The 20,633-nt window shown below is 69.8% G+C and carries 24 protein-coding genes and 1 pseudogene; 10 read left to right on the forward strand and 15 right to left on the reverse strand.

The features are described from left to right. Positions 1-126: 126 nt before the first annotated feature. The 12 genes and pseudogenes from rpsL to SOM08_RS21275 all read right to left on the reverse strand — a co-directional run bounded on the left by rpsL (position 127) and on the right by SOM08_RS21275 (position 9,486). Positions 127-504, reverse strand: coding sequence for a 30S ribosomal protein S12 (rpsL, locus tag SOM08_RS21220; protein ID WP_009516237.1), 378 nt, complete (start codon positions 502-504; stop codon positions 127-129). Positions 505-623: 119 nt separating this feature from the next. Next, positions 624-1,802: a D-alanyl-D-alanine carboxypeptidase family protein gene (locus tag SOM08_RS21225; protein ID WP_322469689.1), complete on the reverse strand. Its 1,179-nt coding sequence runs from the start codon at positions 1,800-1,802 to the stop codon at positions 624-626. Between the two features lie 39 nt (positions 1,803-1,841). Further along, positions 1,842-2,465: an alpha/beta hydrolase gene (locus SOM08_RS21230; RefSeq protein WP_116959953.1), complete on the reverse strand. Its 624-nt coding sequence runs from the start codon at positions 2,463-2,465 to the stop codon at positions 1,842-1,844. Position 2,466: 1 nt separating this feature from the next. After that, the gene (locus tag SOM08_RS21235) at positions 2,467-2,820 is read right to left on the reverse strand and encodes a (2Fe-2S) ferredoxin domain-containing protein (RefSeq protein WP_070400841.1); all 354 of its coding nucleotides are present in this window, start codon (positions 2,818-2,820) and stop codon (positions 2,467-2,469) included. Positions 2,821-2,829: 9 nt separating this feature from the next. Further along, the gene (locus tag SOM08_RS21240) at positions 2,830-3,945 is read right to left on the reverse strand and encodes a VanZ family protein (protein ID WP_116959954.1); all 1,116 of its coding nucleotides are present in this window, start codon (positions 3,943-3,945) and stop codon (positions 2,830-2,832) included. An 11-nt stretch (positions 3,946-3,956) separates the two neighbouring features. Beyond that, positions 3,957-4,385 carry a CopD family protein gene (locus SOM08_RS21245; protein WP_116959955.1) on the reverse strand — a complete coding sequence of 143 codons (429 nt, stop codon included), beginning with the start codon at positions 4,383-4,385 and terminating at the stop codon, positions 3,957-3,959. Between the two features lie 327 nt (positions 4,386-4,712). Then, positions 4,713-5,117, reverse strand: a pseudogene (locus SOM08_RS21250) (EscN/YscN/HrcN family type III secretion system ATPase); the annotation flags it as partial. Between the two features lie 110 nt (positions 5,118-5,227). Then, entirely contained in the window at positions 5,228-6,526 is a 1,299-nt protein-coding gene (locus tag SOM08_RS21255; protein ID WP_322469690.1) for a TRAP transporter large permease, read from the reverse strand. A gap of 13 nt (positions 6,527-6,539) precedes the next feature. Further along, on the reverse strand, positions 6,540-7,043 hold the full coding sequence (locus SOM08_RS21260; RefSeq protein ID WP_116959957.1) for a TRAP transporter small permease: 504 nt from the start codon (positions 7,041-7,043) through the stop codon (positions 6,540-6,542). Between the two features lie 6 nt (positions 7,044-7,049). Further along, positions 7,050-8,102 carry a TRAP transporter substrate-binding protein DctP gene (dctP, locus tag SOM08_RS21265; protein WP_322469691.1) on the reverse strand — a complete coding sequence of 351 codons (1,053 nt, stop codon included), beginning with the start codon at positions 8,100-8,102 and terminating at the stop codon, positions 7,050-7,052. 22 nt (positions 8,103-8,124) lie between these two features. Then, the gene (locus SOM08_RS21270) at positions 8,125-8,910 is read right to left on the reverse strand and encodes an alpha/beta fold hydrolase (protein WP_116959959.1); all 786 of its coding nucleotides are present in this window, start codon (positions 8,908-8,910) and stop codon (positions 8,125-8,127) included. Positions 8,911-8,913: 3 nt separating this feature from the next. Further along, positions 8,914-9,486 (reverse strand): cupin domain-containing protein, encoded by a 573-nt coding sequence (locus SOM08_RS21275; protein ID WP_116959960.1) that lies wholly within the window; start codon positions 9,484-9,486, stop codon positions 8,914-8,916. 267 nt (positions 9,487-9,753) lie between these two features. Here SOM08_RS21275 and SOM08_RS21280 point away from each other — a divergent pair, with 267 nt between their 5' ends. The 9 genes from SOM08_RS21280 (at position 9,754) to SOM08_RS21320 (ending at position 18,127) form a co-directional block, all read left to right on the forward strand. Continuing rightward, positions 9,754-10,674 carry a LysR family transcriptional regulator gene (locus tag SOM08_RS21280; protein ID WP_181936520.1) on the forward strand — a complete coding sequence of 307 codons (921 nt, stop codon included), beginning with the start codon at positions 9,754-9,756 and terminating at the stop codon, positions 10,672-10,674. 49 nt (positions 10,675-10,723) lie between these two features. Continuing rightward, complete coding sequence (locus tag SOM08_RS21285; protein ID WP_116959962.1) at positions 10,724-10,954, forward strand: cysteine-rich CWC family protein; 231 nt, start codon at positions 10,724-10,726, stop codon at positions 10,952-10,954. Then, entirely contained in the window at positions 10,951-12,489 is a 1,539-nt protein-coding gene (locus tag SOM08_RS21290; RefSeq protein ID WP_116959963.1) for an MFS transporter, read from the forward strand. Before SOM08_RS21285 ends, SOM08_RS21290 begins: the two co-directional genes overlap by 4 nt. Positions 12,490-12,518: 29 nt before the next feature. Then, positions 12,519-13,283: a class II glutamine amidotransferase gene (locus SOM08_RS21295; RefSeq protein WP_116959964.1), complete on the forward strand. Its 765-nt coding sequence runs from the start codon at positions 12,519-12,521 to the stop codon at positions 13,281-13,283. Positions 13,284-13,411: 128 nt separating this feature from the next. Next, the gene (locus SOM08_RS21300) at positions 13,412-14,437 is read left to right on the forward strand and encodes an ABC transporter substrate-binding protein (RefSeq protein WP_322469692.1); all 1,026 of its coding nucleotides are present in this window, start codon (positions 13,412-13,414) and stop codon (positions 14,435-14,437) included. 1 nt (position 14,438) lies between these two features. Then, positions 14,439-15,251, forward strand: a complete 813-nt coding sequence (locus SOM08_RS21305; RefSeq protein WP_116959966.1) for an ABC transporter ATP-binding protein — start codon at positions 14,439-14,441, stop codon at positions 15,249-15,251. A 28-nt stretch (positions 15,252-15,279) separates the two neighbouring features. Further along, a complete protein-coding gene (locus SOM08_RS21310) occupies positions 15,280-16,107 on the forward strand; it encodes an ABC transporter permease (RefSeq protein WP_070400851.1) in 828 nt (275 codons plus the stop codon). A 53-nt stretch (positions 16,108-16,160) separates the two neighbouring features. Continuing rightward, on the forward strand, positions 16,161-17,060 hold the full coding sequence (locus SOM08_RS21315) for a hypothetical protein (RefSeq protein WP_322469693.1): 900 nt from the start codon (positions 16,161-16,163) through the stop codon (positions 17,058-17,060). Further along, positions 17,057-18,127 carry a TonB C-terminal domain-containing protein gene (locus SOM08_RS21320; RefSeq protein WP_322469694.1) on the forward strand — a complete coding sequence of 357 codons (1,071 nt, stop codon included), beginning with the start codon at positions 17,057-17,059 and terminating at the stop codon, positions 18,125-18,127. Before SOM08_RS21315 ends, SOM08_RS21320 begins: the two co-directional genes overlap by 4 nt. Positions 18,128-18,141: 14 nt before the next feature. Here SOM08_RS21320 and SOM08_RS21325 read toward each other — a convergent pair whose 3' ends face one another. Then, complete coding sequence (locus SOM08_RS21325; protein WP_116959968.1) at positions 18,142-18,549, reverse strand: carboxymuconolactone decarboxylase family protein; 408 nt, start codon at positions 18,547-18,549, stop codon at positions 18,142-18,144. Between the two features lie 78 nt (positions 18,550-18,627). On the opposite strand from SOM08_RS21325, the gene SOM08_RS21330 reads away from it, so the two are divergent. Further along, positions 18,628-19,287, forward strand: coding sequence for a peroxiredoxin (locus SOM08_RS21330; RefSeq protein ID WP_116959969.1), 660 nt, complete (start codon positions 18,628-18,630; stop codon positions 19,285-19,287). 11 nt (positions 19,288-19,298) lie between these two features. Here the strand turns inward: SOM08_RS21330 and SOM08_RS21335 are convergent, their stop codons facing one another. Together SOM08_RS21335 and SOM08_RS21340 are read right to left on the reverse strand one after the other, a co-directional pair. After that, positions 19,299-19,733: a hypothetical protein gene (locus tag SOM08_RS21335; protein WP_322469695.1), complete on the reverse strand. Its 435-nt coding sequence runs from the start codon at positions 19,731-19,733 to the stop codon at positions 19,299-19,301. 72 nt (positions 19,734-19,805) lie between these two features. After that, positions 19,806-20,600: a trypsin-like peptidase domain-containing protein gene (locus SOM08_RS21340; protein WP_322469696.1), complete on the reverse strand. Its 795-nt coding sequence runs from the start codon at positions 20,598-20,600 to the stop codon at positions 19,806-19,808. Positions 20,601-20,633: the final 33 nt, after the last annotated feature.

Below are 20,633 nucleotides of genomic sequence, written 5' to 3' on the forward strand. Positions count from 1 at the left end.
GTCCGGACGTCCTTCTTGATCCAGACACCCCGCAGACCCATCAGGAGCCTGCACTTACTCGGCCTTTGTTCAAGGCCACTACGCCGTTCCGGCTCGTCAAAACCGGGCGGCACCGAATGAGACCGATCAGGCCTTCTTGGGACGCTTGGCGCCGTACTTGGAGCGGGCCTGCTTGCGGTCTTTCACGCCCTGCAGGTCCAGCGAGCCACGCACGATGTGGTAGCGCACGCCGGGAAGGTCTTTCACACGGCCGCCGCGAACCAGCACCACGCTGTGTTCCTGGAGGTTGTGGCCTTCACCGCCGATGTAGGAGATGACCTCGAAGCCGTTGGTCAGGCGGACCTTGGCGACTTTGCGAAGCGCCGAGTTCGGCTTCTTCGGGGTCGTGGTGTACACACGGGTGCACACGCCGCGGCGTTGCGGCGAGTTTTCCATGGCCGGGCTCTTGGATTTGGTCTTTTCGACCTCCCGGCCGTGGCGCACGAGTTGGTTGATGGTTGGCATTGAAAACGTCCCTAAACGTTTGAAAACGACAAAGCCTTTCGGAAAATTCCGAAAAGCCTACTAGTGTAGCACTGGCGCGTCAGCCGCGCCAAGCCTGCCCCCCGCTCCAGGGAGGCAGGTCACTGGATCCAGAGGCGGATCGCGTCCCAGGCACGGCCGAAGATGCCCGCCTCTTCCACGGTCTCCAGCACCGTCAGCGGTACCTCCACGACGGGCTGGCCCGCCGCGGTGGTCACGCGCAGCGTGCCGAGCGGCTGCCCCTTCTGCAGGGGCGCGACGAGGGGGTCCGGGCGCACCACCGTGGACTTCAGGCCCGCGCCCTGGCCGGCCGGCACCGACACCACCACGCCTTCGGCGCGGCCGAGCTTGGCGGTGTCGGCCTTGCCTTTCCAGATGCGCGGCTCGGCCGCCGGCTGGTTGGCCGCCAGCAGGCGCACGGTGTCGAACGCGGTGTATCCCCAGTTGAGCAGCTTCTGCGACTCGGCGGCCCGGGCGTTCTCGCTCGACGCGCCCAGCATCACCGACACCAGACGGCGCTGGCCGGCCGGCCCGTCGCCCAGGCCGGGCACCGGCCGGCGCGCGGTGGCCACCAGGCAGTAGCCCGCCGCGTCGGTGTGGCCGGTTTTCAGTCCGTCGACGGTGGGGTCGCGAAACAGCAGCAGGTTGCGGTTCGTGTCGTTGGTGGCGGGCGTGCCGGGGTAGCGGTAGCGCTGGATGGAGTAGTAGCCGACGTATTGGGGGAAGTCGTTCATCAGCCGCGTGGCCAGCGTCGCCAGGTCGCGCGCGGTGGTGGTGTGGCCCGGGGCCGTGAGGCCCTCGACGTTGCGGTAGCTGGTGGCCGTCATGCCCAGCGCCTTGGCCTGCTGGTTCATAAGCTCCACGAAGCGCTCGACGGAGCCCGCCACGCCCTCGGCCAATGCCACGGTGGCGTCGTTGCCAGACTGCACGATCATGCCCTTGATCAGGTCTTCGACCGGGACCTGCATGCGCGGCTCGATGAACATGCGCGAGCCCGGCATCTTCCAGGCGCGCTCGCTCACGCCGAAGGTTTGCGTGAGCGTGATCTTGCCGGCGCGCAGCGCGTCGAACACCAGGTAGGCCGACATGAGCTTGGTGAGCGAGGCCGGCTCCACCGGCGCATCGGGCTCCTTGCTGGCCAGCACCTGACCGGTGGTCACGTCCAGCAGAAGATAGGAACGCGCCGCAATCTCGGGGGGTTGTGGCATCTGCGCCCAGGCGGGCACCAGCGAGGCCAGCGACAGCGCCAGGCCGGCGATCAGGGAACGAAAACGGGTCATCAACGCAAAGTCCTCAAAAAAATTCGGCGCCACCGCGGCTCAAGGCCGCCAATGGCGCCACACCAGCTCGCGCAGCAGGGGCAACTGGCCATGGAAGAAGTGGCCGCCGCCCGGCACCACCACCACGGGCAAGGACTGCGGGCGAGCCCAGTCCATGACCGCGCTCAGCGGCACCGTGTCGTCAAGCTCGCCGTGAACGACCAGCGTTCGGGCGTGAAGTTCCTGCGGGATCGGCGCCACTTGAAATCGGCTGGCGGCGGTGCCGACGAGCACCAGCTCGCGAACGTCGCGCGCGGGGTGCAGGCGCTGCAAGGCCTGGCTGGTGACATAGGAGCCAAAGGAGAAGCCGGCCAGGGCCAGGGGCCCGGCAGGCGCCTCGGACTGCACCACGGCCATCAGGTCGTCGGTCTCGCCGCGCCCCTCGTCGTACTGTCCGCCGCTGCGCCCCACACCGCGGAAGTTGAAACGCACCGCCACCATGCCCGCCAGCACGGCCGCGCGCGCCAAGGTTTGCACCACCTTGTTGGTGAGCGTGCCGCCGTGCAAGGGATGGGGATGGGCGATGACGGCCGTGGCGCGGGCCGCGCCCTCGGGCCGGTCGATGGCGAGCTCGATGGCGCCGGCCGGACCGTCGATCAGACGCGATTCGGTCTGCGCGTTCACCTCAGCGTCCCACGTCGGGAGGCGTCAGCAGCCGCTCGACCACGACGCCGTCGCGCAGATGCGACTCGACGATTTCATCGATGTCGGCCTGATCGACGTAGCTGTACCAGACGGCCTCCGGGTACACCACCGCGATCGGGCCACCCGCGCAGCGGTCAAGACAGCCTGCGCGGTTGACGCGCACGCCCCCCGGACCGAGCAGGCCGAGCGCCTTGGCGCGCGACTTGCAGCGGGCAAAAGCGTCTTCGGCCTTGTGGTCGGCGCAGCAGGCTTCGCCACCCTCGCGCTGATTCAGGCAGAAAAAAATGTGCCGCTGATAGTAGGAAGCGGGAGGGGTAGCGGTGCCATCGGCCATGACGCGATTCTAGGCGGCCGCCTCCTGGCGCCCTGGCGAACGCGCCACGGCCCGCAGCCCGAACAGGATGGCGGCGAAGGGCCACAGCCATCCCAGCCACTGCGACAGGCCATGAAAACGGATGAAACGCCCCTGCTCCCAGACCTCGAGCGACTGCACCATGTAAGGCACCTCGGGTGCGCGATTGAGCAGGGTGAGCACCACCCCCAGACACAGCAGCATCAGGGCGTGGCACAGCCGCCGGGGAAGGGGCAGGCAGGCCAGCCCCACCACCAAGGCCGCGAGCATGCCGACCACAGCCACAGGACTGAGCCAGGCCCAGGCATGGACCGGCCCGTGCGTCAGCGCCGACGACAGCCCCGCGACCAGCGTGGCGCCGCCAAAAAACAGCGGCAGGAACAGCACCCGGCGCCACCCGCCCTTCATGTCGCCGAAGGCCATGAGCAGCGGCGCCAGCAGGCTCAGCGCCACGCAGAATGCCTGCGTCAACAGACTCAGCGGCACCACCGGCTCCGCGCGCGCCGGCAACCAGGCAAGGAACGGGGTGTCGCCCAGCCAGTCGGCCAGCGCCAGCATCAGGCGATCGGCCACCTGCCCCAACCCAAAGGGCACCGCAGCCGGGTACAGCAGGGCCAGCGGCCACAGCGCCAGCAGCACGAGCCCGCCATGCGCCCCGGGCGCGAACCAACCGTCGCGAAAGCGGCCCCAGCGCGCCAGCACGCCCCAGCGGTCCAGCAGCACCATGAGGCCAGCGCCCAGCGCGCCCCCGGTCGAGTTCAGACCGAAGTCCACGTTGGACGGCACACGCCCTGGCAAGAAGGTCTGCAGGCTCTCGACCAGGCCCGACAAAACCACGGCACCGCCAGCCCCCCACCAGAACGCCCCGCGGCGCCAACCCAGCCGAAGGGCGGCCCCCACCATCAAGGCGCCCAGCGGCACATAACCCACGAAATTGGTCCAGAGATCGAAGCCCGTCCAGTACTGCGGCCAGGGCGCCCACAACCAGGACCATGGCTCCACGCCCTGCACACGCCAGCCCGTGAAGGGGTAGAGACTGGCGTAGGCGATCAGGCTGGCGTACAGCACGGCCAGAGGCCAGGCCGATGTCCGAGAGCCCGTGACCATGGCACCGGCGCTCAAAAGGGCTTGACCACCACCAGCACCACCGCCGCCACCAGCAGCAGCACCGGCGCCTCATTGAACCAGCGGTACCAGACATGGCCGTGCCGCGACGCCCCGCGCTCGAAGCGCCGCAACAAAACACCACAGGCGTGGTGGTAGCCCAGCACCAGCACCACGACGAACAGCTTGGCATGCATCCAGCCATTGCCAGGCCCGCGCCCGATGCCATACCCCAGCCACAACCACAGCCCCAGCGCCAGCGCCGGCACCGCCAGAAGGGTGGTGAACCGCAGCAGCTTGCGCGCCATGAGCAGCAGGCGCGCCCGCTCGGCCACGCTTTCGGGCGGCACCATGGCCAGGTTCACAAAGACGCGCGGGAGGTAAAACAGGCCAGCAAACCAGCTGGCCACGAACACGATGTGGAAGGCTTTGACCCAGAGCATCCGGGCAGTGTAGTTCGCGCGATCCACCACCCTCGCTGCAGGCCAATGGGCAAAAAAAACCCGGCCAGGGGCCGGGTTGGGAAGCCTTTTTGCTGTCACACACTAAGGCACCCGCTCAGGGAGGAAAAGCGGGAGGTACCTCTCGGCACCCGCCTCTACTCTAACTCAAATCCTGGAAATCTCCAACTTCACCCCTGTCAGATTTGACAGTCCATGCAACGGAGACATGATCCGACCGGTCGGTCGCCCGATCGATACAACGGTACCACCGATGCGGCGGCCTGCGGCCGCGGGCAGGAACGGAAATGGAGGGGCCCGCTGGGCGGCTCAGGCCGCCAGGGTCCGCAGTTGCTTCACCGCGGCGTCGAAGCCCGACAACTCGTGCGTGGGCTGCCGCAGAAAGGCGTTGATGGCCTCGCGGCGCTCGATCGCCACATCGGCCACCCGATCGGCGCCCTTTTTGTATTCGCCGACCTTCAGCAACAACTCGATCTCGTCGTACTTCGCCAACAGTTCGCGCACGCGGCCAGCCGCGGCCTTGTGCTGCGGGGACACCAGGGCGCCCATCACGCGAGAAGCCGAGGCCAGCACGTCGATGGCCGGGTAGTGGTTGGCTGCCGCCAGCTTGCGCGACAGCACGATGTGCCCGTCGAGAATGGACCGGGTCTCGTCGGCCACCGGTTCGGTCATGTCGTCGCCCTCCACCAGCACGGTGTAGACCCCACCGGTTTGGGCGGTCACCTAGTCCGAATGACGGTCAAAGCCCTGCCACAGCCGACCGGAGCGGATCTCCCAGGGGTATCCGCACCCGCGGCCGTGGCAAGCCAGCCCAGGCCTGGGGCTCACATCCGCGAGGGCAGCCAGGTCGCCAGCGCGGGCCAGGTGTGGATGGTCCAGGCCAGCAGCAGGATGAGGATCCAGTAGGGCGCCACGCCGCGGAAGATCTCCTGCACCTTGAGCAGCGGGTCGGGCACCGCCGCCTTCACCACGAAGACGCTGATGCCGAACGGCGGCGTGAGCACGCCGGCCTCGATCACCAGGATGCCGATCAAGGCGAACACGATGGGATCGAACCCCATGGACATGGCGATGGGCCAGAAGATCGGCACCGTGAGCAGCATGATGGAGATGCTGTCGATCATCATGCCGAGCACGAACCACACCACCACCATGAACAGCATGGTGCCCGTGGGCCCCAGGCCCCAGGCCTGCAGCAGCGCCTGCACCTCCTGCGGAATTCCGTTGAGCGCGACCAGCTTGCTGAACATGGTGGCCGTGAGCAGCAGCAGCATGATGGGCGTGACCGTGTGGCCGGCCTCGACAAAGGCGCCCCGGATGCCGGCCCAGCGCATGCCCTTGAGCCAGGCCACCACCAGCGCGCCCATGAGGCCCACCGCGCTGCCCTCGGTGGGCGTGAAGTAGCCGAACCAGATGCCGCCCAGCGTGACCACGATGAGCGCCCCCACGTAGGCCGCGCCCAGCACCGCGCCGCGCTCGGCCGGCGCTGCCGCGTCCTCGCTCTCGGGGGCCGCGTCGGGCCGCAGCTTCGCGTAGACGCCGCAGTACAGCGCGTACATCAGGGCCAGCAGCAGGCCCGGCACCACGCCGGCCGCAAACAGCTTGCCCACCGACTGCTCGGTGAGGATGGCCCAGACGATCATGAACACCGATGGCGGGATGAGCAGGCCCAGCACCGAACTGCCCGCGATGCAGCCGGTGGCGAAGCTGCGGCTGTAGCGGTGGTCGCGCATCACCGGGTAGGCCACGTGGCTGAAGGCCGCCGCCGAGGCCACGCCGACGCCGGTCACGGCCGCGAACACCGCGTTGCCGCCCACGGTGGCCACGGCCAGGCGGCCGGGCACGCCGCGCAGGCGCCGATTGACGACGTTGAACAGGTCGGCCGCCGCGCCGGAGTGCGCGATCAACATGCCCATCACCGTGAAGCAGGGGATCACCACCAGGTTGTAGTCCTTGATGCCGGTGATCGCCGTCTGGCCCACCAGGTCCATGGCCGGCCACACCCCGCCGAGCGCGAAGTACAGGCCGAACAGCGCGCTGCCGGCGAAGGCGAACACCACCGGCACACCCAGGATGACAAGGGCCACCAGCACGAACAGCGCGGCCCAGGTTTCGAAGAACATGGCGAATCTCCTCTCAATCGGCCGGGGCCGGCTCGCTCGCGCCTCGGCCGCGCCAGGCGTCCACGCACAAGCGCAGGCAGACCAGCACGCCCACGGACCACAGGAGCAAGGTGCCGAAGCGCAGGGGCCAGGCGGGCAGGCGGAACGCGTCGTTGCCGTAGAACTCCGCGCTTCGCCAGCCCTCGATGGCAGGCCCCCAGCCCGAGACCAGGAAGGTGGCGAACACCAGCGCGCCGATCAGCCAGGCGGCGCCCACCAGCGCGCCGGCCGCGCGGGTGGGCAGGCGCTCCAGCAGGAAGGTGACGCGCAGCAACTTGCCGCGCCGCATGGCGCTGGGCGCCTGCAGGAAGGTCAGCAGCACCAGGCCGGCACCGGTCAGCTCGGCCGTGCCCGCGAACGGGTGGTTGAACAGCAACCGGCCCGCCACGTCATAGCCGATGACCAGGGTGAGCAGCGCGAGCAGCACCGCGCCGATGGCGTGCAGCGCCCTCAGCAGCGTGTCGAAGGACGTCTTCACGGTGGCTCAGAGCGGGTAGGCGATGGGAAACTTGTAGCCGGCCTCCTCGAGGAAGCGGACATAGGTCTTGAGGACCTGCGTCGCCGGCTGCCCCTTGGCGTCGAGTTCCTTGGCGGCGCGGCCCGGCAGGTCCTTCACGAGCTCCGCCCAGCGGCGTTTCTCGGCATCGGACAGCGCATGGATCTGCGTGCCCGAACCGCGCAGGCGGGCCTCGATGTCCAGGTCGCGCTGGCGGCTGGCGGCCGCGATCTTCGCGGTCGCCTCTTCGGCCACCTCGTCGATGATGGCCACCACCTCTTTGGGCAGGCGCGCGCGGGTGTTCAGGTTCATGAACGACACGAAGGTGCTGTAGGAGCCGAAGCCGGTCTTGGTCCAGACCTTGGCCACCTCGCGCAGCTTGAAGGCCTCCATGCCAGAGACCATGAACAGGCTGCCGTCGGCCAGGCCGTTCTGCATGGCCTGGTAGTGTTCGCCGATGCCCAGCGTCACGGGCACCGCACCCGTGGGCATGAACAGCGGCGCGTTGGTGCCGGCCATGGCGATGCGCTTGCCCTTGAGCTCGTCCACGCGCTGCCAGTCGAAGCTGGTGGCCACGCCATAGGCCTCGGTCACCATCTGCGCCAGGATGTGCGCGTTGTAGGGCTTGACGCTCTCCTGCAGCGCCGGCACCTCCTTGAGCATGCGCGAGGCCACCTTCTGCTGCAGCACCGGGTCATCGGCGGTGAAGGGCATGTAGGCGCTGTAGTTCAGCAGGCCGGCGCGCGCCTGCTCGAAGCCGATCGGCGACAGGCCGATGTCCAGCGACCCCTTTTGCACGGCCTCCAGCACGCCGTCGACCTTGGCGACGCTGCCGCCCCAGGCCTTGATGAAGCGCAGGTTGTGTCCGGTGCGCGCCTTCACGCGCTGGCTCACCTCGTCGGCGAAGAAGCCGTCGTACACGCTGATGTAGGTCAGGCCGGTGGTGTGTCCGCCACCCATGCGCAGGGTGAAGTTGTCGGCGTGGGCGATCGAGGCGGCGAGGGCCAGCGCGGCGGCCAGCAGGGAATGGGCGAATCTCATGGCTTGTCTCCTCGGATGGGGGTCATTCGAAACTGAGGTCGAGCAGCAGGCTCTCGTAGGCCTCGGGGTTGAGCAGGTGCGGGTAGTGGCCGCCGGTCTGCAGGCGCACATGGCGCGACCCGGGATAGCGCTCGCGCAGGCGATCGCGCGCCTCGGGCGGGATCAGCGGATCGTCGGCGCAGTCCAGCACCACGATCTGCGACGGCTCCAGGGGCAGCGGCGGACAGGCGCGCGCCTGCGTCACGCCGGCGAAGCGCGAGTGCAGGCTGGCCGGCGACTGGCGCTTGGCCAGCATCACGCGCTGCAGCTGCTGCAGCGGCGACACCGGCGCGCCGGCCACGCGCTCCAGCCAGCTGGCGTGCAGCACCTCGGGCGATACGCTCGCCACCCAGGCGGGATCGAACAGCGGGTTGGCGGCCAGGTCGCTGGCGTCCGTGAAGCCGTTGCCGATGACCAGGCGGCGCACCTGCTGCGGGTACTGCAGGGCAAAAAACTGCGCCCACCAGGCGGCGAAGGACGAGCCCACCACCACGCAGGGTGGCAGACCCAGGTGATCGACCACGGCCTTCAGGCCATCGGACAGGCGCGGGGCCTCGGGCAGCGCCGGGTAGGTCACGGCGATCAGGCGCAGCCGCTCGCCCAGCGACAGCAGGGTGCGAACGAACATCGCGCCATCGCCCACGGAGCCGGGCAGCAGCAGCACCGCCGGCCCCTTGCCGGCGGTGTCGAGCCAGCGCCACTCGACGCCATCGACCTCGAGCGAGGACCAGGCGTAGCGGCTTTCCAGCCGGTCGAGCATCTCCTGCATGGCTCAGTACTTTCCGTCGGCCGACATGAAGCCTTCGGCGATGAGCCGCTCGTGCGCCTCGGGCGAGAACTCGGCCTGCGGCGCGTCGCCGCCGATCACGAACATCAGCCAGTGCGTCTTGTCCGGCTCGCCAAAGCTCACGTTCTCGAACCGGCGCTGCACTCCGGCGGGAAAGGAGATCACGTCGAACGGACCGAGGTCGAAGCTCTCGACCTGACCGTCCACCTCCCACGAGCAGCGCCACTGCCCCGTCATGGGCATGAAGGTCTCGTTGGTGTCGTGGTTGTGCATCATCGGGCCCTTGCCCGGCGCGGCCTCGCAGAAGCCCAGGTTGAAGCCCTCGCTGATCTTGATGTGCGCGGCCTCGGCCGCCTCATCGCCCACGGGGGACACGACCACCGTGCCATCGGATTTTTTCGGCGGCTGGAAGCCGATGATGTTGTAGAGCTTGCGCAGCGCGCTCGGGTGGCGGCTATCGGGCAGGCCGCCGTCGTGGCCGCGGATTTCGCTGAACAGCGCGACGCGCTGGCGCATCTGCTCTCGCGTGACGCGGATGGTGGGGATCTTCTGTTCCATGGTGGGTCTCCTGAAGGAAAGCGGCGCGCAGGCGAAGCGCGGCCGCGCGCGACCTGGTGTCGCACGAAGGGCGCGGCTCGACGCCGCGAAGTGAGGGGGAGGGAAAGGCCGTGTGGCGCGGGCGCGCGCTAGCGGCGCGTGGCGCCACCGGCCGGTGGGGAATGCATGGCTTGTCTCCGTCGTTCTCTGCTGTCCTTGATTAAACTCAAACGAGGCCTTCGATCGCAATTCGCCACACCGATAGCCGCCATCGACAAGACGATCCCAATGAGGCTACGCGACCTGGACCTGAACCTGCTGGTGGCGCTGGACGCGCTGCTGCGCGAGGCGCATGTCACGCGTGCCGCGGCACGGCTGGAGATGAGCCAGTCGTCGATGAGCCTGGCCCTGTCCAAGCTGCGCACGGTGTTCAACGACCCGCTGCTGGTGAAGAGCGGCAGTGGCCTGGTGCTCACCGCGCGCGCGCAGGAGATCGCGCCGCGCCTGGCCGACACGCTGCGCCACGTCGACGCGCTGATGCACGAACGCCGCGACTTCGACCCGTCGCAGGCGCACGACACCGTCACGCTGATCGTCACCGACTACATCGACTTCGTGGTGGTGCCCTCGCTGGTGAAGGAGCTCGCGCGGCGCGCGCCAAACGTGATCCTGCGCATCGTCGGCCCCAACCCGACGCGCTTTGGCGAGATCTTCAGCAGCGGTGAAGTGGACGTGTCCATCACCTACTTCCCCAACCCCCCCGCCAGCCTTCGCGTGCGCCCGCTGTTCCGCGACCGCCTGGTGGGCGTGGCCCGGCGCGGCCACCCACTGCTGTCCGGCGCCATGGACCTGCGGCGCTTCTGCGACCAGGGCCACGTGATCGTCGAGCCCGGCCAGGCCACCATGTACAACGCGCAGATCGAGCAGGCGCTCGAGCGCGCGGGCCGCCCCCGGCGCACGGTGATGTCCAAGCCCACCTTCCTGGGCATTCCCTTCATCATCGAGCAGACCGACCTGATCGCCACCGTGCCCGAGAAGGTCGCCAAGGGGTTCACCCAGTTCACCGACATCGAGATCTTCGAGCCGCCGCTGGACCTGGAGCCGTTCGGGGTCGTGCTGCTGTGGCACGACCGCACGCACAACAACCCGCTGCAGCGCTGGTTCCGCGAATTGGTGATCGAGCTGTTCCAGGGCCCCGAGCACCCCTGATCGCGCCCGTCCCGCAGCGGCGACAATGGCGCCGCGGATACCCCCTCCCATGCCCGCCAACCCGCCCATCCCCTTCGACGCGACGCGCTGCCCCCTGTGCGGCGGCGACAACCGCTGCGCGGTGGAGATCGAGAAGGCCACCGGCGAGCCGCAGCCACCGTGCTGGTGCGTGAGCGAGACCTTCAGCCCCGAGCTGCTCGCCCGCATCCCCGAGGCGGCGCGCCGCCAGGCCTGCGTCTGTCAGGCCTGCGTGCGCCAGGCGCTGGCACCCCGCCCATGAGCGAACCGCCCGCACCGCCGCCCTCGCCCCACGGGCTGCCCGCGCTGCGCGAGCGCTACGGGCCGCGCTACCGCTGGCTGCTGCTGCTCGCCGTCATGGTGGGCACCATGGCGTCCATCATGTCGTCCACCGTGGTCAACGTGGCCATTCCCGACATGAGCCAGCACTTCGCGCTGGGCCAGGAGCGCGCGCAATGGGTCAGCTCGGGCTTCATGGCGGCGATGACCGTGTCCATGCTCACCACGCCCTGGCTGCTGGCGCGCTATGGCTACCGCGCCACCTATTCGGGCTGCATGTGGCTGCTGCTGGTGGGCGGCATGGCCGGCGGCCTGGCCAACCACTACCCCCTGGTGCTGGCCGCGCGCGTGGCCGAAGGCCTGGCCGCGGGCGTGGTGCAGCCCATCCCGGCCATCATCATCCTGCGCGCCTTCGACCCCAGCGAGCAGGGCCGCGCCAGCGGCGTCTTCGGTATGGGCGTGGTGCTGGCGCCGGCGCTGGGACCCAGCATCGGCGGCATCCTGGTGGACTGGTTCGGCTGGCGCTCCATCTTCTTCATGGTGGTGCCGTTCTGCATCGCCTCGCTGTGGATGGCGCGCAAGCTCATCCCCACCTCCGCGCCCGGCGGCCAGGCCGCCAACCGCGCGGGCGCCGCGCTCGACTGGCGCGGCCTGCTGCTGGCCGCCGCAGGCACGCTGTGCCTGCTCAATGGCCTGGTGGAACTGCAGGGCGGCACGCCGCTCACCGCGGCCACGCTGCTGCTGACGGCCGGCGCCTTGCTGTTGGTTTTTGTCTGGCTGGCGCGGCGCATGCTGCGGGCGCACCGCCACGCGCACGGGCCCGAGCCGCTGATGAACCTGAGCCTGTTCGCCGACCGCCGCTTCGCCATGGGCAGCCTGGTGGCCTTCATCTACGGCGTGGCGCTGTTCGGCTCCACCTACCTGTTGCCGGTGTACATGCTGATGGGCCTGCAGCTCTCGCCGTCGGTGGTGGGCACGGTGCTGCTGCCCTCGGGCCTGGTGCTGGCGGTGACGATCGCCACCGTCGGCCGCCTGGCCGACCGCCAGCCCACGCACCGCCTGGTCTGCATCGGCCTGGTGCTGCTGGCGGCCTCGTTCGCGCTGATGGTCACGATCCGGCTGGAGCACGCGGCGCGCATCATCCCGCTGCTGGTGCTCTGGGCCATCGTCGGGCGCATCGGGCTGGGCTTCATCCTGCCCTCGCTCAACATCGGCGCCATGCGCGGGCTGGGCCACGCCCACATCCCGCAGGGCGCCAGCGTCATCAACTTCCTGCGCATGCTGGGCGGTGCGGCGGGCGTGAGCCTGTGCGGCATCTTCCTGGAATGGCGGCTGGCCGCGCACGGCGCGCCGCTCGACACCTCACCCACCACGCCGGCGCGCCTCGCGGCCTTCGACGAAACCTTCCTCATGCTCGCGGCCATCTGCGCGCTGGCCCTGCTGGCCGCCGCCCGCCTGAAGCCCCCGGGCCCCGCCGAGCCGCCCTCGCCGCCCGAGCGGCATACTGCCCAGGGCTAGGCCGCCAGCAAAAAGGCAGAATTCGCGCCATGTGCCAACTGCTGGGACTCAACTGCGCCACGCCCACCGACGCGTCGTTCAGCTTCACGGGCTTCTGCGACCGCGGCGGCAAGACCGACCACCACGCCGACGGCTGGGGCATCGCCTTCTTCGAGGGCAAGGGCCTGCGCCTCTTCATCGACCACCGCAGCGCGCACGACTCGCCCATGGCGGCCTTCCTGCAGGGCTACCCGCTCAAGAGCCGCAACATCATCGCCCACGTGCGCAAGGCCACCATCGGTGAAGTGGCATTGGAAAACGCCCACCCCTTCGTGCGCCAGCTCTGGGGCCGCCAGTGGGTGTTCGCGCACAACGGCGACCTCAAGGACTACGAGCCGAACCTGCACAGCCACTTCCGCCCCGTGGGCAGCACCGACAGCGAGCGCGCCTTCTGCTGGCTGATGCAGGAAATGGCCAAGTCGCACGCGTCCCTGCCCAGCGTCGACGAGCTCACCCGCACCCTGCGCGAACTGGTGCCGCAGGTGCGCCGCTTCGGCAGCTTCAACTTCCTGCTCTCCAACGGCGAGGCCCTGTGGGCGCACTGCAGCACCCACCTGCATTGGCTGGTGCGCCAGCACCCGTTCTCGCTGGCCACGCTGAAAGACCGCGACTGGACGGTGAACTTCGCCGAGCTCAACCACCCCGGCGACCGCGCGGCGGTGATCGTGACCACGCCGCTCACCAGCAACGAGGTGTGGACACCCTTCGCTCCCGAAGAACTCAAGGTCTTCGTGGACGGGCTGCCGGTGGGCTGAAGGCGGACTGAGGCCGGGCTAAGGGCAATCCCCAGTCCCGCGCGGCGCGACGGGGAAACCCCCCGGTCTATCATCGCCGGGCCACCACCCCAGCGGGGCCAGCCGCCCCGCCCCTCAGGAGACCCGACATGCAACGACGCCACTTCGTCGCCGGCGGCCTCGCCGCCGCCGCCCTGCCCCGTTTCGCCGCCGCGCAGGGCCTGGAAAAGCCCAAGTGCACCATCGCCGTGGGCGGCAAGAACCTCTTCTATTACCTGCCGCTGACCATCGCCGAGCAGCTGGGCTACTTCAAGGACGAGGGCCTGGACCTGACCATCGTCGACTTCGCCGGCGGCTCGCGCGCCCTGCAGGCCGTGGTCGGCGGCAGCGCCGACGTGGTGTCGGGCGCCTTCGAGCACACGGTGAACATGCAGTTCAAGGGCCAGCCCATGCGCGCCTTCGTGCTGCAGGGCCTGGCGCCGCAGATCGTGCTGGGCGTGAACCCCAAGACCATGGCCAACTTCAAGACCGTGGCCGACCTCAAGGGCAAGAAGATCGGTGTGACGGCGCCGGGCAGCTCCACCAACGTGCTGGTGAACTTCGTGCTGGCCAAGGCCGGCCTCAAGCCCAGCGACGTCAGCATCGTCGGCGTGGGGGCGAGCAACGGCGCCGTGGCCGCCATGCGCGCGGGCCAGATCGACGCCATCAGCAACCTCGACCCGGTCATCACCCTGCTGCAGCGCTCGGGCGACCTGAAGATCGTCTCGGACACGCGCATCGTGAGCGAGGCGGAGAAGGTGTTCGGCGGTCCCATGCCCGCCGGCTGCCTGTACTGCCCGCAGCCCTTCATCGACAAGAACCCCAACACCGTGCAGGCCATGACCAACGCCATGGTGCGCGCCAACAAGTGGATCCAGAAGGCCGGCCCGGGCGACATCATCAAGGTGGTGCCCGAGAGCTACCTGCTCGGCGACCGCGCGGTTTACATCGACGGCTTCCTGGCCGCGCAGAAGGCGCTGTCGCCCGACGGCATGTTCCCCGCCAAGGGCGCCGAGACCGCGTTCCGGGCCCTGGGCAGCGTGGACGCCGCGCTCGCCAAGGCCAAGCTCGACCTGAACGCGGTCTACACCAACAGCTTCGCGCAGAAGGCCAACGCCAAGTACCCGAAGGGATGACATGACCGCCGCGATCGAACTGCAGGGCGTCGCCTGCACCTTCATCAGCAAGGACGCCCCGGGCCAGCGCTACACCGCCGTCGACCAGGTGGACCTGCGGGTCGGCGCGGGCGAGTTCGTGAGCGTGGTGGGCCCCACCGGCTGCGGCAAGAGCACGCTGCTCAACGTCGCGGCCGGCCTGCTGGAGCCGAGCAAGGGCAGCGCGCGCATCTTCGGCGAGCCACTCAAGGGCATCAATGCGCGCGCGGGCTACATGTTCCAGGCCGAGAGCCTGATGCCCTGGCGCACGGCGCTCGAGAACGTGATGGCCGGCCTGCAGTTCCGCGGCGTGGGCGCCGCCCAGGCGCGTGAGCAGGCCGACGGCTGGCTGCGCCGCGTCGGCCTGGGCGGCTTCGGCGACCGCTACCCGCACCAGATGAGCGGCGGCATGCGCAAGCGCGCCAGCCTGGCGCAGACCCTGGTGCTCGACCCCGACATCATCCTCATGGACGAGCCCTTCTCGGCCCTGGACATCCAGACGCGCCAGCTGATGGAGAACGAGGTGCTGCAGCTCTGGGCCGAAAAGAAGAAGGCGGTGCTCTTCATCACCCACGACCTGGACGAAGCCATCGCCATGAGCGACCGCGTGGTGGTGATGTCGGCCGGCCCCGCCAGCCGCCCCATCGGCGACTTCACCATCGACATGCCGCGCCCGCGCGACGTGGCCGAGGTCAAGACCACGCCGCGCTTCCTCGAGCTGCACGCCGCCATCTGGGCCGTGCTGCGCGACGAGGTGCTCAAGGGCTACCAGCAACAACTGCGCAAGGCCGCCTGAGCGCGGCCCTTCACCGCCCCGTCATCGCATGTGGAAGTTCATCAAGCCCCGTCCGGGCAACCTCACCCTGTGGCAGCTGGCGCTGCTGGTGCTCATCTTCGTGTTCTGGCACGTGATGACCACGCCCGGCCTGGTGCCGACCTTCATGTTCGACAACGACCGCCAGGCTGCGTTCTTCTTCGGCGAGCCGCTGAAGATCTTCGCCCGCATCTGGGCCTGGTTCGTCGGCGACGCCGACATCTACGTGCACCTGTGGATCACGCTGGCCGAGACGCTGATGGCCTTCGGCATCGGCGCCGTCACGGGACTGGCGGGCGGGCTGTGGCTGGCGCTCTCGCCCATGGCCTCGGCCATCCTGGAGCCCTACATCAAGGCGCTCAATTCCATGCCACGCATCATCCTGGCGCCCATCTTCGCGGTCTGGTTCGGCCTGGGCATGGGCTCCAAGGTGGCGCTGGGCGTCACGCTGGTGTTCTTCATCGTCTTCTTCAACGTCTACCAGGGCGTGAAGGAGGTGAGCCCGGTGGTGCTGGCCAACGCGCGCATGCTGGGCGCCAGCCAGAAGCAGCTGCTGCGCCACGTCTACCTGCCCAGCGCCACGAGCTGGGTGTTCAGCTCGCTGCACACCAGTGTGGGCCTGGCCTTCGTGGGCGCGGTGGTGGGCGAGTACCTGGGCTCCTCGCAGGGCGTGGGCTACCTCATCCTGCAGGCCGAAGGCCAGTTCGACATCAACACGGTGATGGCGGGCATCCTGGTGCTCACCGCCTTCGCGCTGGTGCTCGACGCGATGGTCGGGCGCATCGAGAAGCGGTTGATGAAGTGGCAGCCCAAGGCCGGGGAGACGGAGAAGCTCTGAGGCATTGAGCCCTCCCGGTGGGGCACGGGATTTGGATCGGACAATCGGCCCCCATGAACGCCACCGGCTCACCCGCCCCGCGCCCTGCGCCCGCCGAGCGCAGGCTGCCCCCGCTGACGGCGGTGCTGGGCTACCGCTGGCGGCGGCCCGGCTGGCTGGTGAACGAACGCCGGCGCCAGGCCTTCGCCTGGTCGATCTCCCTGCTGGTGCACGCGCTGCTGCTGAGCCTGACGTTCGGCGACGGCTTCGGGCTGCCGGGCCTGGAGCTGCCCTGGAAGGAGCGGCGAGCCGAGGTGCCGGCGCTGCGGGTGCGCCTGGTGCCCGCGGCCGCGCCGGCAGCGGCGGCCGACGCAACGCCCGAGCCCTCCGCCGACGCGACCGTGGCCGGCGCACCGACGGCGCCGGCCGCCCGCTCCAAGGTCCGCCCGGCCGCGCCGAAGGCCAAGATCCGGACCGTTCCCGCGCCCACGGCCGCACCCACCGCCGATGCACCGGCACCGGCAACGCCGGCCCCCGCCGGCAGCGCCGACACCGCGGCGCTGGCCATGGTCGACCACGCGGCACTGGAAGCGCGCCAGCGAGAGGCCGAGCAACAGGAGGCCCTGCGCCAGGCGGAGGCGGCGCGCCAGGCCGAGGCCCGGGCACAGGCGCAGCGCCGGCTGGCCGAACGGGAGGCGGCGGCCGCGCGCCGCGAGGCCGAGAGACAGGAGGCCGCCCGCCAGGCAGCCGAGCGGCAGGAGGCCGCCCAGGAAGCCGAGCGGCAGGCGGCGGTCCGCGCCGACATGGCGCGCCTGGAGCTGGAGCGCCAGCAGGCCGAGCGCCTGGCCACGGCCCAGCGCGAAGCGCTCAGCAGGCCGCGGCCCGCCCGCCGGCCGAACCACTCGATGCCGCGCGGGCCGAGGCCGAACGGGCCGAGGCCGCGCGCCTTGAAGTCGAGCGCCAGGACGCTTTGAGGCAAGCGACCGAGCGCGCGCAGGCCGAGCGCGCGGAAGCGACCCGCCAGGAGGCCGAGCGCCAAGCGGCCGAGCAAGAGGCCGCCCGCCAGGCCCTGGCCCAGCGCGAAGCCGAGCAGCGCGACGCGGCCCGAGTCGAAGCCGAGCGCCAAGCGGCCGAGCAAGAGGCCGCCCGCCAGGAAGCCGAACGGCAGGAGGCCGCCCGTCAGCAGGCCCAGGCCGAACGCGAGGCGGCTCTGCGGCAAGAGGCGCAGCAGCGCGAGGCCGCGAGACAAGCCGCCGCCCGGGCCGAGGCGCAGCGCTGGGCCGCTGAGCAGCGCGAAGCCGAGCGGGCAGAGGCCGAGCGAGCGGCCGAGGCCGCGCGACTGGCGGCTGAGCGCCAGGCGGCGGCACAACAGGCGGCCGCTCAGCAGGCCGCCGCACAGGCCGAAGCCGCCCGCCTCGAAGGCGAACGCCAGGCGGCCGCTCAGCAGGCCGCCGCACAGGCCGAAGCCGCCCGCCTCGAAGGCGAACGCCAGGCGGCTGCTCAGCAGGCCGCGGCGCAACAAGCGGCTCAACAGGCCGCCCAAGCCGAGGCCGCGCGCCTGCAGGCGCAACGGCAGGCCGAGGACGAGGCCCGCGAGGAGCGCCGCCGCGCCATCGGGCGCCAGCTCAACGAAGAGGCCGAGCGCCGCGCGGCGGCCGAGGCCGAGGCGCAGCGCAACCCGTCCGCCAGCGGCCTGCGCCGCGTCCGACTCTTCGGCCGCTACGACCCCAACCGCGACCTGGTCCTCTACGCCGAGGCCTGGGCCAAGCGCATCGAGATGAACATGCCGGTGGAACTGGTGCGCGAGGCGGCCCGGCAGGGCTACACCGACCCGGTGGTGACCGTCGCCATCCGCAGCGACGGCACGATCGAATCGGTCACGGTGGTGCGCACCAGCGGCGTGGCCGCCATCGACGAGGCCATTCCACGCCTGGTGCACGGCATGACGCACACCGCCTTCCCGCCGGCCATGGCCCGCCAGTTCGACGTGATCGAGATCCGCCGCAGCTGGCACTTCGACGTCGCCGTGCGCCTGTACTGAGGCGCGCCGCCACCTCAGGCGCGGCCGGCGTCGAACACCGGGTCGACCTCGACCTGCAGGGCCGTGGCCAGGTGGTTGGTCTTGGCCGCCAGGCCAACGATGGCCATCAGCTCCGCGTGCTGGGCGTCCGTCATGCCCTTGGCGCGCGCCGCCGCCGTGTGCGAGTGCACGCAGTAGCCGCAGCCATTGGCGACGGAGACCGCGATGTAGACCAGTTCCTTGGTCAGCGGGTCCAGCTGCGAGGGCGTGGCCATCAGCCGCTTCACCTCGGCCCAGGTGCCCTCCAGCAGCGCCGGGTCGAAGGCCAGGGCGCGCCACAGGTTGTTGACGAAGTCGGTCTTGCGCGTGGCGCGGATGTCGTCGAAGACGGCCTTCACGCGCGGATCGGCTTCGGGCTCGGCCAAGGGGCGAACGGTGGTCATGGTGCAGGTAACTCCTTCATGGACACGGTCTTTCGGACTGCGCACACTAGCGGCTTTTCACCCGCCCAGGAGCCCGGCATGTCCCTACGCATCAACGACACCGCACCGAACTTCAGCGCCCAGACCACGCAAGGCGTCATCGACTTTCACAGCTGGATCGGCGACCAGTGGGCCATCCTCTTCTCGCACCCCAAGGACTTCACCCCCGTCTGCACCACCGAGCTGGGCTACATGGCCCGCATCGAACCCGAGTTCACCAAGCGCAACACCAAGCTCATCGGCCTGTCGGTGGACCCGGTGGACAGCCACGGCAAGTGGGTCACCGACATCGAGGAGACGCAGGGCGCCACGGTCAAGTACCCCATGATCGGCGACGTCGATCTGAAGGTGGCCAAGCTCTACAACATGCTGCCGGCCGAAGAACCCGGCAGCGCCGAGGGCCGCACCGCCGCCACCAACGCCACCGTGCGCTCGGTCTTCATCATCGGGCCCGACAAGAAGATCAAGCTCATGATGACCTACCCCATGACCACGGGCCGCAACTTCGACGAGATTCTGCGCGCGCTCGATTCGATTCAGCTCACCGCGAAGCACAAGGTGGCGACCCCCGCGAACTGGACCCAGGGGCAGGACGTGATCATCGCGGGCTCGGTGAGCGACGCGGACGCCAAGACCCTGTTCCCCGATGGCTGGAAGGCGCTCAAGCCCTACCTGCGCATCGTCAAGCAGCCGCGCTGAGCGGGGGCGCCTCAGGGCTGGTAGCAGGCGCCCGTGGCGTCGTGGTGGATGGCGATGAGGTCGCCTCCGGCACTGCCCCAGACGTTGCCGCCGGTGAAGATCAGGCAGCCCTCGCCTTTGTAGAGCGCTTGCAGGCGGCGCGCGTCGTTGCCGAAGTAGAACGGAATCCAGCGCTTGCCCGATTCGTAGGAATGCGAGCGGTCGGGCGCACGGTCCATCAAGGTCTGCACCTCGTCCATGCCCATGCCGATCTGGAGCCGGGCGAACCGGCTGCCGGGCCGTGCCTTGCCGGTGATCTCGCCCTGGAAGGAGCCGTCCCGCGAGGTGGCGCTCTGGGTGTCATCGGCGGCGGGCGTGGTGGACTGGGCCGATGGGCGCGTCGCGGGGGACGAGCAGGCGCCCAGGACGGTGAGGGCGGCGATCAGGACGATTCGATGGAGGTGCATGGGCGACAAGGGCGGGAAGTGAACGGCCCGCCAGTGTGCACAGCGCGGCGGGGGCATACCCCCTGTCGTTCTCTACGCGGGACTGGCCAGCCCCGCCGCGGGCGGCTCCGTCAGCGTGAGCAGGATGTCCGCGTACCAGGCGCAGTTCAGGCCCAGGGATTCGTCGAGCGCCTGGTCGCGGTTGCCCATGTCCAGGCGCGAGGAGTGCACGCCCAACAGCCGCCAGGGCAGCACGCCGGTCGCGGGCACGGGGTCGCGCATGACCACCGGTGCGCCGCTGATGCCACGGTGCGCGCGCCCGTCGGTGAGGAAGATGCCCTGTCCCTGGAAGCGGATGCCGAAGGGCGAGGCGATGGCGGCGCGGCGCAGCACCGGGAGCTGGTGCACCTCGTCGTGAAAGCCCAGCGGAAAACCCGCGATGAACAGCGTGGCGTCCACGGGCACGGCGTCGAAGTCGTGAACGATGTGCGCGGGCGTGAAGGCGAACAGCACCGCCTCCTTCGGCAAGGCCTCGCGGTCGATTTCGAGCACGGCCACGTCGATGTCGCCGCCGCTGTCCTGCCCCTGACGCCACAGCGCCGTGCCGTCGGCGTACAGCGGCATGGAAAAGCCGGTGCAGCGCGTGAGGTCCTGAAGGTCCAGGTGAAGGGTGATCTCGATGCGGTCCGGTCGGTGTTCGCTGCCCTCGTCGATGAAGACATGGCGGCTGGTCGCGAGGAAGAGGTGTTCGTCGCGCGCGAAGAAGAAGCCGCTGGCGTTGGTGAGCGATTGCTCGCCCTGGAAGGTGCCGACCTTCGGCGTGGCAAGGAACAAGGGGTCCACCGGCGGCGAGGCCGGCGCGGCGGGGGTCTTGGGGGGGGTGTTCATCGCCACAGTGTGAGGGCTTGGCGGCGCCCAGGC

This window comes from Hydrogenophaga sp. SNF1 (genome assembly GCF_034421675.1).
Taxonomy (GTDB): domain Bacteria; phylum Pseudomonadota; class Gammaproteobacteria; order Burkholderiales; family Burkholderiaceae_C; genus Hydrogenophaga; species Hydrogenophaga borbori.

Excerpts from the sequence above, each read along its gene's own strand:
- dctP (WP_322469691.1), bottom strand. The coding sequence starts at position 8,102 with ATGAGATTCGCCCATTCCCTGCTGGCCGCCGCGCTGGCCCTCGCCGCC.
- SOM08_RS21310 (WP_070400851.1), top strand. The coding sequence starts at position 15,280 with ATGTGGAAGTTCATCAAGCCCCGTCCGGGCAACCTCACCCTGTGGCAG.
- SOM08_RS21225 (WP_322469689.1), bottom strand. The coding sequence starts at position 1,802 with ATGACCCGTTTTCGTTCCCTGATCGCCGGCCTGGCGCTGTCGCTGGCC.
- SOM08_RS21335 (WP_322469695.1), bottom strand. The coding sequence starts at position 19,733 with ATGCACCTCCATCGAATCGTCCTGATCGCCGCCCTCACCGTCCTGGGC.
- SOM08_RS21315 (WP_322469693.1), top strand. The coding sequence starts at position 16,161 with ATGAACGCCACCGGCTCACCCGCCCCGCGCCCTGCGCCCGCCGAGCGC.
- SOM08_RS21290 (WP_116959963.1), top strand. The coding sequence starts at position 10,951 with ATGAGCGAACCGCCCGCACCGCCGCCCTCGCCCCACGGGCTGCCCGCG.
- SOM08_RS21330 (WP_116959969.1), top strand. The coding sequence starts at position 18,628 with ATGTCCCTACGCATCAACGACACCGCACCGAACTTCAGCGCCCAGACC.
- SOM08_RS21305 (WP_116959966.1), top strand. The coding sequence starts at position 14,439 with ATGACCGCCGCGATCGAACTGCAGGGCGTCGCCTGCACCTTCATCAGC.
- rpsL (WP_009516237.1), bottom strand. The coding sequence starts at position 504 with ATGCCAACCATCAACCAACTCGTGCGCCACGGCCGGGAGGTCGAAAAG.
- SOM08_RS21245 (WP_116959955.1), bottom strand. The coding sequence starts at position 4,385 with ATGCTCTGGGTCAAAGCCTTCCACATCGTGTTCGTGGCCAGCTGGTTT.
- SOM08_RS21275 (WP_116959960.1), bottom strand. The coding sequence starts at position 9,486 with ATGGAACAGAAGATCCCCACCATCCGCGTCACGCGAGAGCAGATGCGC.
- SOM08_RS21240 (WP_116959954.1), bottom strand. The coding sequence starts at position 3,945 with ATGGTCACGGGCTCTCGGACATCGGCCTGGCCTCTGGCCGTGCTGTAC.
- SOM08_RS21280 (WP_181936520.1), top strand. The coding sequence starts at position 9,754 with ATGAGGCTACGCGACCTGGACCTGAACCTGCTGGTGGCGCTGGACGCG.
- SOM08_RS21255 (WP_322469690.1), bottom strand. The coding sequence starts at position 6,526 with ATGTTCTTCGAAACCTGGGCCGCGCTGTTCGTGCTGGTGGCCCTTGTC.
- SOM08_RS21300 (WP_322469692.1), top strand. The coding sequence starts at position 13,412 with ATGCAACGACGCCACTTCGTCGCCGGCGGCCTCGCCGCCGCCGCCCTG.
- SOM08_RS21285 (WP_116959962.1), top strand. The coding sequence starts at position 10,724 with ATGCCCGCCAACCCGCCCATCCCCTTCGACGCGACGCGCTGCCCCCTG.
- SOM08_RS21270 (WP_116959959.1), bottom strand. The coding sequence starts at position 8,910 with ATGCAGGAGATGCTCGACCGGCTGGAAAGCCGCTACGCCTGGTCCTCG.
- SOM08_RS21325 (WP_116959968.1), bottom strand. The coding sequence starts at position 18,549 with ATGACCACCGTTCGCCCCTTGGCCGAGCCCGAAGCCGATCCGCGCGTG.
- SOM08_RS21340 (WP_322469696.1), bottom strand. The coding sequence starts at position 20,600 with ATGAACACCCCCCCCAAGACCCCCGCCGCGCCGGCCTCGCCGCCGGTG.
- SOM08_RS21235 (WP_070400841.1), bottom strand. The coding sequence starts at position 2,820 with ATGGCCGATGGCACCGCTACCCCTCCCGCTTCCTACTATCAGCGGCAC.
- SOM08_RS21295 (WP_116959964.1), top strand. The coding sequence starts at position 12,519 with ATGTGCCAACTGCTGGGACTCAACTGCGCCACGCCCACCGACGCGTCG.